The sequence below is a fragment of the Oceanobacillus sp. J11TS1 genome (genome assembly GCF_018333215.1).
GTDB lineage: Bacteria > Bacillota > Bacilli > Bacillales > Amphibacillaceae > Oceanobacillus.
In genome coordinates this window covers 48175-59792 of the sequence record NZ_BORO01000023.1, presented here as the reverse complement: position 1 = coordinate 59792, position 11618 = coordinate 48175, and the positions used below count along the sequence as shown (strand labels likewise).

General features: G+C 41.2%; 12 protein-coding genes. 11 read left to right on the top strand and 1 reads right to left on the bottom strand.

Going from position 1 to position 11618, the window contains the following annotated elements:
* The first annotated feature begins 623 nt into the window (after positions 1–623).
* The 10 genes from KI343_RS15415 (at position 624) to KI343_RS15370 (ending at position 9284) form a co-directional block, all read left to right on the top strand.
* On the top strand, positions 624–1628 hold the full coding sequence (locus KI343_RS15415; RefSeq protein WP_212927315.1) for a LacI family DNA-binding transcriptional regulator: 1005 nt from the start codon (positions 624–626) through the stop codon (positions 1626–1628).
* A 37-nt stretch (positions 1629–1665) separates the two neighbouring features.
* Positions 1666–2223 carry a 6-phospho-3-hexuloisomerase gene (gene hxlB / locus KI343_RS15410; protein ID WP_212927314.1) on the top strand — a complete coding sequence of 186 codons (558 nt, stop codon included), beginning with the start codon at positions 1666–1668 and terminating at the stop codon, positions 2221–2223.
* A gap of 11 nt (positions 2224–2234) precedes the next feature.
* On the top strand, positions 2235–2861 hold the full coding sequence (locus KI343_RS15405) for a bifunctional 4-hydroxy-2-oxoglutarate aldolase/2-dehydro-3-deoxy-phosphogluconate aldolase (RefSeq protein WP_212927313.1): 627 nt from the start codon (positions 2235–2237) through the stop codon (positions 2859–2861).
* A gap of 142 nt (positions 2862–3003) precedes the next feature.
* Complete coding sequence (locus KI343_RS15400; RefSeq protein ID WP_212927312.1) at positions 3004–4035, top strand: TRAP transporter substrate-binding protein; 1032 nt, start codon at positions 3004–3006, stop codon at positions 4033–4035.
* A 12-nt stretch (positions 4036–4047) separates the two neighbouring features.
* A complete protein-coding gene (locus tag KI343_RS15395; protein WP_212927311.1) occupies positions 4048–4533 on the top strand; it encodes a TRAP transporter small permease in 486 nt (161 codons plus the stop codon).
* A complete protein-coding gene (locus KI343_RS15390; protein WP_212927310.1) occupies positions 4533–5822 on the top strand; it encodes a TRAP transporter large permease in 1290 nt (429 codons plus the stop codon). Before KI343_RS15395 ends, KI343_RS15390 begins: the two co-directional genes overlap by 1 nt.
* Positions 5823–5852: 30 nt before the next feature.
* Positions 5853–6527 (top strand): ribose-5-phosphate isomerase RpiA, encoded by a 675-nt coding sequence (rpiA, locus tag KI343_RS15385; protein WP_212927309.1) that lies wholly within the window; start codon positions 5853–5855, stop codon positions 6525–6527.
* Positions 6528–6549: 22 nt separating this feature from the next.
* Entirely contained in the window at positions 6550–7500 is a 951-nt protein-coding gene (locus tag KI343_RS15380; RefSeq protein WP_212927308.1) for a sugar kinase, read from the top strand.
* A gap of 20 nt (positions 7501–7520) precedes the next feature.
* Positions 7521–8129: a 3-hexulose-6-phosphate synthase gene (hxlA, locus tag KI343_RS15375; RefSeq protein ID WP_306432588.1), complete on the top strand. Its 609-nt coding sequence runs from the start codon at positions 7521–7523 to the stop codon at positions 8127–8129.
* 192 nt (positions 8130–8321) lie between these two features.
* Positions 8322–9284 (top strand): Gfo/Idh/MocA family protein, encoded by a 963-nt coding sequence (locus tag KI343_RS15370; RefSeq protein WP_212927306.1) that lies wholly within the window; start codon positions 8322–8324, stop codon positions 9282–9284.
* 99 nt (positions 9285–9383) lie between these two features.
* On the opposite strand, the gene KI343_RS15365 is transcribed toward KI343_RS15370, so the two are convergent.
* The gene (locus tag KI343_RS15365; protein ID WP_212927305.1) at positions 9384–9854 is read right to left on the bottom strand and encodes an Hsp20/alpha crystallin family protein; all 471 of its coding nucleotides are present in this window, start codon (positions 9852–9854) and stop codon (positions 9384–9386) included.
* 183 nt (positions 9855–10037) lie between these two features.
* Between KI343_RS15365 and KI343_RS15360 the strand changes: the two genes are divergently transcribed.
* Positions 10038–11543, top strand: coding sequence for a zinc ribbon domain-containing protein (locus KI343_RS15360; protein ID WP_212927304.1), 1506 nt, complete (start codon positions 10038–10040; stop codon positions 11541–11543).
* The last annotated feature ends 75 nt before the right edge of the window (positions 11544–11618 follow it).

The window sequence follows — 11618 nt, the reverse complement described above, 5'->3', positions numbered from 1 at the left end:
ATGGTTCATAGGCCAAGACCCAACTATGGAAAAAAGCGTTGGCCTTACCACCAAGGCTACCATGCCCACTACTCCATGTAAAACCGGTGCACTTCCTGGGAATTTACACATACTTATTGACAGTACCACTCAGCAGGAACCCGCTCCAACATGGTCATAACCCGCTCGGAAAATCAGGGAGGCGCTCCAACATGGTCATAACGCGCTCCAAAATTGAGAAAAGCGCTCCAATATAGGATAACGCGCTCGAAAATTCAGGAAGGCGCTCCAACGTGGTTGTAACCCGCTCCAAAATAAAGCAGAGCGCTCCAACATAGGATAACGCGCTCGAGAATAAGGCAAAGCGCTCCAGCATAGGATAACGCTCCAAAATTCAGGGAGGCGCTCCAACATGGTCATAACGCGCTCCAAAATTAAGAAAAGCGCTCCACCCAAGTCATCGCCCGCTCCAAAATAAAGCAAAACGCTCCACCCCAGCCCGCCCCCGCTCCAACATTCAGCAACCCATCCCAACCCCACATATTTTCATGAGACTCTTGTAAAACGCTTTCTTTTGATTTATACTACAACTAAATCGATTTACTAAACCGATTTATCCAATAAATTATTAATAGGTGAAGCAGATGAAAAAAATAACGTTGGCGGATGTTGCTAAGCATGCTGGGGTTTCGAAAAGTACGGTTTCGCAGTATTTGAATGGTCGTTTTGATTATATGGGGGAGGAGACTCGTATTAAGATTGGGCAGGCTGTGAAGGAGTTGAATTATCGACCGAATATGGTGGCTCGCAGTTTGAAGCAGAAGTCCACGACAACGATCGGGGTTATTGTGGCGAATATTCTTCATGTTTTTTCTACGCAGGTGATTCGGGCGATTGAGGATTTTTGTCATGACAGAGGTTTTCATGTGATTGTATGCAATGCAGATGATCAGCCGGAGAAAGAAAAGAAGTATATTGAAATGTTAAAGGCGAAGCAGGTGGATGGGATTATTGTTTTTCCGACTGGGGATAATGTAGCGCTTTATCAAGAGCTTTTGGATGAGGGATATCCGCTCGTTTTTATGGACCGGATGGTGAAGGAATTAAAGGTGGATACAATTCTGTTGGATAATGATAAAGCAGCGGGTCTTGCAGCGGAGACGTTTATAAAGGGCGGTTATAAGCATATAGCAATGGTCAGTCCGCCGTTGACTGAAAAGGTGACGCCAAGAGTGGAGCGGGTTCAGGCCTTTGAAAAATGCATGAAGAAGGCAGCTGAACATGCTCCGGAACTTTCATTAATCCACGGAGAAATTGACAGCCTTTCTATCAAACTAGCGGCGCTTTTTCAAGACAGCGAGAAGCCGGATGCCATTTTTGCAATTAATGACCGCGTGCTGCATGAAGTGCTCGCTTTTCTAAGGAAGGAAAATTTGCAGATACCAGCTGATGTAGCGGTTATAAATGTGGATGATGTATCGTTTGCAACCTTTTATAATCCTCCACTCACCACTATTTCTCAGCCTGCATTTGAGATGGGGGAAAAAGCCGCTGAGTTATTGTTTGCGTCTATATGGAAGAAGAAAAGTGATTTAACCCCAAAAATAACACGGTTTGCGCCTGTTTTAATACGAAGAGAATCTTGTTAAAGGGAACGTTCAAGAACTAAAAAGGAGTGAATAGTCTATGAAAAAAATATTAAACACAATAGCAGGAGAAATCCAGGAAGTACTGGCTCATGTGGATGCGGAACAAACGGTGCAATTAGCAGAGCAGATTCAGAAGGCTGACCGGATATTTATTGCAGGAACAGGAAGGTCAGGACTAGCGGGAAAGATGTTTGCAATGCGTTTAATGCACAGCGGTTATCAAGTCTATGTGGTAGGAGAGACGATTACGCCAAGTCTTGAATCCGGTGATTTACTACTATTAATCTCCGGATCTGGCGGAACAGCGTCCCTTTTAAACTATGCGAAAAAAGCAAAAGAGATTGAAGCGATGGTTACACTGGTTACAACTAACCCGCAGTCAGCCATTGGCGAATACAGCAGTCAGATTGTCCGCATTCCAGCTGCCACAAAAAAACGGTTAGAAAGCGAACCGGAAACTATTCAGCCGCTTGGGAGCCAATTTGATCAATCTGCCCACCTTATTTTAGATAGTATCATTGTTTACTTATTGCAGACATATCCAGGAAATCGGAGTGAAGCAAGTCTTAACCAGAAACATACGAATTTGGAATAGGAGAGTTTAACATGACAATTATAGAAGGAATCAAAAAAGAGAAAGTAGTTGCGGTCATTCGTAAGTCCACAGAGGAGAATATTGTAGGAATTTTGGAAGCGTTAGCAGAAGGCGGCATTCACCACGTGGAAATCACAGCAGAAACGCCAAATGTTAATGCCATTATTGAAAAAGCAGTGACCAATGTAGATGACTCCATTCAAGTAGGGGCGGGTACGGTATTAGATCCGGAAACCGCACGCTCCGTTATCTTAGCAGGGGCTGCATTTGTTGTTGCCCCGACATGGAATTTGGAAACATTACAGCTTTGTCAGCGGTATGGTATTGAGCATATTCCTGGTGTTTTAACACCGACAGAAATTACAACGGCTTATGAGCATGGAGCGCGCATGGTGAAGGTATTCCCTGCAGATGCCGTTGGTCCAAAATACATTAAAAATATCCGCGGTCCTTTGCCGCACGTAACCGCAATGGTAACCGGCGGAATCACCAAAGAAAATTTGAGAGATTACCTTGATAATGGCAGTGCGGCAGTTGGACTGGGCAGTAATCTGGTGGACGCTACGAAGTTGAAAACAGAAGAAGATTTTAAAGCGTTAACAGCACGTGCCAAAGAATTTATGGAACTGGCAAAATAAGAATAGCAGATAGACAGATTAGGTTGAGGTTACGGCTTAAGTAGGACTTCTTCGGTGCCTGTTGTTTTTAGAAGATGTTCATAAGATCGATTTATCGAATTTTTAAACCTTACGATAAAAATACAAACAGGAGGACCTTACCATGAAATTTAATAAATACGCTTTCATTTTCAGCTTCCTTGCTTTATTATGTCTCTTCTTAACAGCTTGCGGAAATGACAAACTGGAAGCAGAGGCTGACGGTACGCTGAAAATTATTGCGGCGCATAACCAGACATCACCAGATAATTCTTATCAGGCAGGGCTTTTAAAATTTAAAGAAGTTGTTGAAGAAGCGTCTGATGGAAAGATAGAAGTAGAGGTTCATGCCGGAACGATTGGAACAGAGGAATCGGAATTGGTAGAAAAGCTTCAGCTGGGAGCTGCAGATATCGTTGTTGTTTCGCCTGGTTTTATGACCCAAACAGGAATTCGCGAGGTTGATTTGTTTTCTGCTCCATATTTATTCACAGATTATGAGCATTGGCTTCGTACGGTGGATGGCGAAGTAGGGGAGGAAATGGCACAAATCATCAATGAAAAATCAGATAACTCTTTTAAACTGCTCGGATATTGGTCAGCAGGGACAAGACATTATTATGGCAAGAAACCAGTTGAAACATTAGCAGATATGCGTGGCTTGTCTTTTCGAACACAAACATCCGGCGTTGTTTCTGACTTTTGGACCGAGGTCGGTGCTATCCCGTCCGGAATTTCATGGGGAGAGTTGTATCAGGGATTGCAGCAGGATGTTGTAGATTCTTCTGAAAACGCATACCCATTCTTTGTTCAGCAGGCACATCATACAACGCCGAATGGAAAGTATATCAGTGAAACAGCGCATGATTATACGACACGCTTTCTTTTAATGAACGGGGAGAAATTTGATCAATTAAGTGAATCATATCAACAGATTATTTTGGATGCAGCAGAGGCTTCTGTTGTCACAGAACGTGAAGTGACTTTAGAGCAAGATGAAGAATATAAGCAAAAAGCCATCGAGGATGGAGCTGAAATCAATGAAGTCGACCGGGAGCCATTTATCGAAGTTGCGCAGCCGATATTAGATAATCTTGCAGAGGAAATTGAAGTGGAAGGTCTTCTAGAGAAAATCCGTGCTTTAGCAGAAGAGTAAGGGGGGAGTTACATGAAAAAATTTATACAGGCATTGGAGAAAGTGCAAATTGTTATTGGCGTTCTCTTCCTATGTGTCTTCTTTTGTGTGGTTGTGTTACAAATCGTGACAAGACACTTAGGTGTATCGATTATTTGGACCGAGGAAGCAGCAAACTATTCTTTTATTTGGGCAGTATTTATGGGAGCGGCCATTATGGTCAATCGCCGTGAACATTTTAATTTTGATTTTTTACAGCAAAAGCTGCAAGGGAAAAAGCGACTCTATTTAAGCCTCTTTAATGACACCGTTTTAATTATTTTTAATGTATGTATCTTTTTACTAGGATTGCAGATTGTCAGTGAATTTTGGAATTATACATGGTCGACACTGCCGGACATGAAAATGGGATACGTCTGGATTGCGATACCGATTATGGCTGGAACCATGTTGATATATACGTTGTCACATATGGCGCAGCATGTGCACAAGCTCAAAGCAAAGGAGGCGCATAAATAATGGGATTCCTGCTCGTAGGTTTATTTTTAGTATTGATGTTAATCGGGGTACCAATTGCTTTTGTTATCGGGATTATCGCTTTAATCGGTATCTTTGGCATTCCTTATACACCGGAAGCAACCGTAGCGATGAAAATGGTAAATGGTCTTGATTCATTTGTTTTGTTAGCGGTTCCACTATTTATTTTAGCAGCCAATTTAATGAATTCAGGAAAAATCTCTGAGAAGCTGATTGATTTTGCGCTAGCGATTGTCGGACCAATTCGTGGCGGACTGGCACATGCAAATGTCCTTGTGTCGATGATGTTTGCAGGGGTGTCTGGAGCTTCACAGGCAGATACCGCTGGCGTGGGGAAAATACTTATACCAAGTATGGAAAGGAAAGGCTACGATAAAGAAACATCTGTCGGTGTTACGGCAGCATCTTCTACAGTCGGTGTTGTTATCCCGCCAAGTATTCCGATGATTATTTTTGCTGGTCTGACGAATGCTTCGATTGGAGCACTATTTCTTGGAGGAATTATTCCAGGAATATTAATCGGCCTGGGCATGATGGCTTTGATTTATGTGATAGCGGTGAAACGAAATTATCCGAAAGACAAGCGTGTCGGAATGAAGAAATTGTTCCGATTATTTATAGAGGCGTTCCCGGCTTTATTAACACCTGTCATCATTATTGGCGGGATTATAACTGGATTTTTCACAGCAACAGAAGCAGCGGCTGTGGCGTCTATTTATACAGCGATTGTGTGTATGTTTTATTATAAAACGTTGAAATTAAAAGATTTTCCAAAGATTTTGTTTGATACGCTGGCACTCAGCTCTTTATCTTTATTTGCACTTGCAGCAGCTAGTGCACTCGGTGAGTTAATGAGCTATTATCAGCTTGGAACAGCAGCACAGGAATTTTTTGATAATAACATCGGTTCAAGCTGGTTATTTATTCTTATTATGATTGTCTTCTTCTTATTTGTCGGTACATTTATGGATGCCATCCCGGCAATGATTTTGTTTGTACCTATTATTTTACCGACAGCGATAGAATTTGGAATGGATCCGGTACATTTGGGATTAATTGTTGTTATGACACTTGCAGTTGGACTGATTACGCCGCCGTATGGGCTTTGTCTCCTGCTGGCTGCAAAGATCGGAAATATGTCGATCGAACGGTCTTTTGTTGCCGTTATACCGTACATTGCCATTATAATAATCGTTCTCTTGTTCGTTGCTTTCTTCCCGAATATTGCCTTTTATATACCTAAGTTAATTAATCCAGGTCTGTTTTCATAGAGAAATTGAAAGGGAAAGGAATTCTAAACAATGGAAATATCAGATAAACAGCGCGCTGCGGAAAAAGCAGCAGATTATATCAAAGATGGAATGGTTCTTGGAATCGGATCTGGTTCTACCGTTAACTTTATGTTGAGAAAGCTTGCACAAAGGATGCAAGAAGAGGGGATTCGGGTGAAAGGAATTCCCGCATCGAAAAAATCGGAGAAGTTAGCAAACGAACTGGGAATCCCGCTGACGACTTTTGCGGAATATAGCCGTGTGGACCTTGCTATTGATGGTGCAGATGAAATTGATGAGCAGCTTCAACTCTCCAAAGGAGGCGGCGGTTCGCTTGTCCGAGAAAAAATGGTAGATATCATTGCTGATTATTATATTGTGATTGCCAGTGCGGACAAGCTTGTAAAAAAATTAGGTGCGTTTCCTTTACCCGTAGAGGTCGTGCCGTTTGGCTGGCAAGTTACCGAAAAACGGCTTCAAGCACTCGGTTGCCAGACAACATTGAGATGCCAGGAAGGAAAACCGTTTGTTTCCGATAATGGAAATTATATTGTGGATTGTCAATTCAAAACGATTGATCAGCCGGCGAAGCTTCATCAAGAAATAAAATCGCTGCTTGGTGTAGTAGAAACAGGGATATTTGCGAATATGGCGGATGAAGTCATTATTTCAGAAAACGGAAACTTACAATCTATGAAACGATAGGTATTTATTTGGAGGGAATAAAATGAAAGATGTTATTACAATCGGAGAAGCCATGATTGTCTTTAATCCGGATGCAACTGGACCGATGAAATTTGTAAATGGATTTAAAAAGCATATCGGCGGGGCGGAGTTGAACCTTGCTATCGGCTGTTCCCGGCTTGGTCTGACAACAGGTTATATCAGCCGGCTGGGCAATGATGAATTTGGAAAAGCGATTCGCACTTTTGCACGGGGAGAGGGCATTGATACTTCCGAAGTGAAGCTGGTCGATGGCTATTCTACTTCATTAAATTTTAAAGAAATGATGGAGGATGGCAGTGTAAAGACTTTTTACTATCGCGATAAGTCACCAACATTAACTATGAAGCCGGAAGAATTAAATGAGTCATATATTAAAAATGCGCGTGTCTTACATTTAACCGGCATCTTTCCGGCAATTGGAGGGGACAACCTGGAAGTCATGATGGAATCGATCCTGCTTGCGAAAAAACATGGTGTGAAGATTTCCTTCGATCCGAATATCCGCTTGAAAATGTGGACAAAAGCAGAAGCGAGGAAAGTGCTGCTAGATATCCTTCCACATGTGGATATTTTACTGGCCGGAGATGAGGAAATGGATATCATTATCGGAGAGAGCGAACCAGAAGCAATTATTGCGAAAACAAGGGAAATTGGTATTCCAACTGTAATTATTAAACGCGGTGAACTCGGCTCTGTCGGCTATCATCAAGGCAGAACCATCCAAGCAGATCCAGTGAAGGCCCCCAAGGTTGTGGATACAGTCGGTGCAGGTGATGGATTTAATGCCGGATTCTTGTATGGCTATTTAAATGACTGGGATTTAGAGCGCAGTCTGCATTTTGCTAACACGATCGGTTCCATGGTTGTTGGTATTGCCGGGGATAACGAGGGGCTGCCATACTATGAAGATGTGCAAGAAAGACTGGGAGAAGTGGAACGAGTAGAGCGGTAAGGGGGGGAAGAAAAGTGAGGATGCAGTTAGCACTGGATCGATTATCGAAAGCCACGTGCATTCGTGTAGCAGAAGATACAAAGGAATATGTCGATATTATTGAAATTGGTACAGGTGTTATCAAGGAATATGGTATGTCCATTATTCGGGAGATGCGGAAACGCTTTCCGGAAAAAACGATTCTGGCAGATATGAAAACCTGTGATGCAGCGAAGCATGAGGTGAAGCAGGCACTGGAAGCAGGGGCAGATATAACGACAGTGATGGCTTTTTCGGCAGACGCTTCCATTAAGGATGCATTGCAGGCAGCGCAGGAATCAGGCGGGGAAATCATGATTGACTTACTGGGAGTTCAATCTAAGCAGCGTGTAGAGGAGCTAGCTTCTTTGGGAGTGAAGCTGGTAAGTCTCCATGTTGGAAAGGATCAGCAAAGCAAAGGGGCTTTTCATACAGAATTATTCGCATTAACAGAGGGAACAGATTTAACGGTAGCAGTTGCCGGAGGGATTAATGAGGGTTCCCTGCCAGGCATCGCGGCTAAACAACCGGATATCATTATTGTAGGGAGCGCGATAACGGGACAAGAAAATCCACGAGAAGCTGCGGGCAAGTTGAGGTCTTATCTGTGAAATATTTTCTAAAGAATAATACAGGTTAACTGGAACCTATGTTATTCTATTAGAAGCTATGACGATTCTATCTTTACGAAAACTCCGGTCAGCTATTTTAAATATATTGACTGTTGGTAGGATGCTAAGCAAATTGAAAGCGGACCCAGTAAAGAATAGAAAGTCATTAAATCATAGAAAGGATTGATTACCATGAAACTAGGCACCATCGGATCAGGGAAGATTGTTCATGAGATGCTGCGGGCTATTGAACCGATCGAAGAAGTAACTTGTGTGGCCGCATATTCACGAAAGCAGGAAACAGCAGATGAGCTGGCGGACGCGTTCCAAATACCGGCTACCTATACCAAGTTAGAGGACTTTTTTGCAGATGAAGAAATGGATACGGTATATATTGCCTCGCCAAATAAACTGCATACAGCGCAGGCAATTCAGGCTATGGAGAATAAAAAGCATGTTATTTGTGAAAAGCCTTTCACACCAACAGCAAGTGATGCGAGGAAATTAAAAGAAATAGCAAAGCAGAATAATGTTTTTATTTTTGAAGCGATTCCAACGCTGTTTTTACCTAATTTCTTAGAACTCGCTAACCATGTTCACCAATTAGGGCCAATCCGGCTAATCCAGTGTAATTATAGTCAATATTCGAGCCGTTACGATCAATTAAAGGCTGGGGAAGTAACGAATATTTTTAACCCGGAATTAGCTGGCGGCGCTTTAGCAGATATTAATGTTTATAATCTCCATTTCGTATTACGCTTATTTGGTAAACCTACAGAGGTGACCTATAAAGCTAATTTATTTGAAAATGGTGTGGATACTTCAGGAATCGCTTTGCTATCTTATCCTGATTATCAAGCAAGCTGTGTTGGAGCCAAAGACACCGCTGGCGAGAACTTTGTCTCCATCCAAGGAGAAAAAGGTTATATGTATATTAAACCTGGTGCAAATGGCACCAATAATGTGAAAATAACCATTGATGGGAAAACAAAAGATATTTCAGTAAAACAGGATCGTGCCCGACTTACCTATGAATTTATTCATTTCAATCAAATTATTACAGAAAAGAATAAGGAAGCTTTTGAGGATTTAATAGACCACACGATTGCAGTCGCTGAGGTAGTAGAGGATGCACGAAAGCAAATAGGATTATAAAGCGTCAAAATCGCCGTATGATAGCATGCATACGGCGATTTTTTATAGAATTTATTGTAGCATTTTTGACGGGCATTCCGAATATACTAGGTAAATATATTAAGCATCAATATCTATAAAGTGGTTTATTATGTCTTGCTTAGGGATATTTATGATTAAAATTCCATTTTCAAGGGTTGCCGTGGTGCTGTTATTTGGTATATTAAAAGGGAGTGTGATCATTCGTTCTTTTCGATGGATAGATTTTTTACTAATGCTCTCCGTATCTGTGTCTAAGGAAATGGATTCTTCCTTATCAAGGGTTATTTTGATACGATTACCTATTATTTCAATCTGAATGTCCTGGCGACGATAACCGGGGACTTCTGCTTTTACTTCGATGCTGTCCTCTTTTTCAATTGTCTCCACAGGAAAATCATTAAGTATTTGACCCTGAAAGGACTTAAATGAACGTGTAAATAAGTTATCCATTCGATCAACAAATTGTTGAAGGGGGGTAAAATCGATTTCCCAATTTTCCGGGAATACTTTTCTTTTATTTGAACGTGAATCATCCTTGTCAGAACGCATGAAAAAACCTCCTTACTCGTTCCTTTTTTACTTTAGCTATAAAACTATTCTATGCAGCAGCTATGAAAGCTGTGTGTAGAAGAAAGCAATTTTTAGATATTATATTAAGGTTATCGTCCTATTTTTTATGCTAGAGGAAAAGGTGATAGTTAAGGAGAATTTTAACGTAAGGGAGAGAAGACATTGAGCGATTTTTGTAAGGAATGTGGGAACCCGGTTTCTGAGGGGGCGGTGTTTTGTAAAAATTGTGGAGCGAAGGTAAATAATCCTCTCTCTGAAGGCGAGCCACCAAAAGAACAGGAGACGAAAAATAATCCTACAGAACCGCAAGCATTAACATCAGCGGATGAGTCGGAAAATTCAGATCAAAAACAGAAAGAGCCACCAAAAGAAAGAAAACCCTTAACAAAGAAACAAAAATTGATTTTTAGTATTGTCGGTTTATTCGTCGTAGCTGGAATCGGATTTTATGTTTGGGGCAACGCTTATTATTCCGAAGATAAAGTTGCGGAAAGATTTGCAGAAGCGTTAATGAACCAAGACGAGGATGAGATTCATCGTCTGGTGCGTATGAACGGAAATGAAATCTCCAAAGAAGAGACAAAAGCGCTAGCAAAACTCGTAGAACAAAATCATAGAAACGTCAATATTAATGAAAAGCGTCCTGAACGATTCGTATCTAACAGTACTCTTTTTTCTATCGAAGAAGCAGAAGAAAAAGAGATGCTACTTTTTCCTACGTATATTATAGAAGTAGAGCCGCAATATGTAGCCATTAATTCAGATCTTTCGAACGTAGAGGAGCTTCAAACAACTTTTAATGGGAAGAAATTTGATATTAGTGAGCAATCGGAGTTTACTAAGGAGTATGGTCCGATGGCACCTGGAGCATATGAAGCAGTTAGTAAAATAACGACAGATTTTGGGGATTTAGAAAAGGAACAAACGCTGGTTTTGGCTGATTCTTATAATATAGCTCAATTTGAATTTGATGTCTCAGAGGTTACCATTTACCCCAATTTAGAAACGAATCTCCCATATGAAGAAATAAGCTTTACCCTAGATGGGAAGCCAGTGGAAATTGATGTTGAAGAATTTTCCGTTGATATTGGACCGATCATGACAGATGGATCATTAACGTTGGAGGCTACCGCTGAAACGCCATGGGGAACGATGGAGATGGAACCTGTTACCATTGATGACCGCTTTGTTGATGTGAATATTGATTTCTTTAATGAGACTGTAAAAGAAGATATGGCCGATTCCATTGTCCAGTTTGCTGAAGAGTATGTGGCAGCTATTGCGAACAAAGATACTTCAAACATGGAGCATGCTTCCGATAATATAAAAGAGGATATGGAAATTGATTTTGAATACTTATCAGATGAACTTTATTTTGAAGGGAGTCTAGATGAAATTGGTATCGGTTTTGCTGATATAGAAGAATATCTATACACGGATGAGGGTGCAATTTTTGAAGTGCCAGTTGAACTGTACGTGACGGCGGCATTAGAAGAAGGGGAGGACCCTGAGGAAGGTACTTTACCTTTCTTACTCGAAATCAGATATCAAGATGAAAAATGGATTGCCGAATATTTATATGATTCCAGCTATGTTACAACGACGGAGTTTGAAATATACGAGGGATCCGGGGAAGTACATGAAGCTGTCAGTACAAATGGTGAATAGGTATGAAAAGGTAATAGAGCTAGAGAATATCTAGACAATATTCTCTAGCTTTTTTGCACTTTGGCAAAGTAGAAA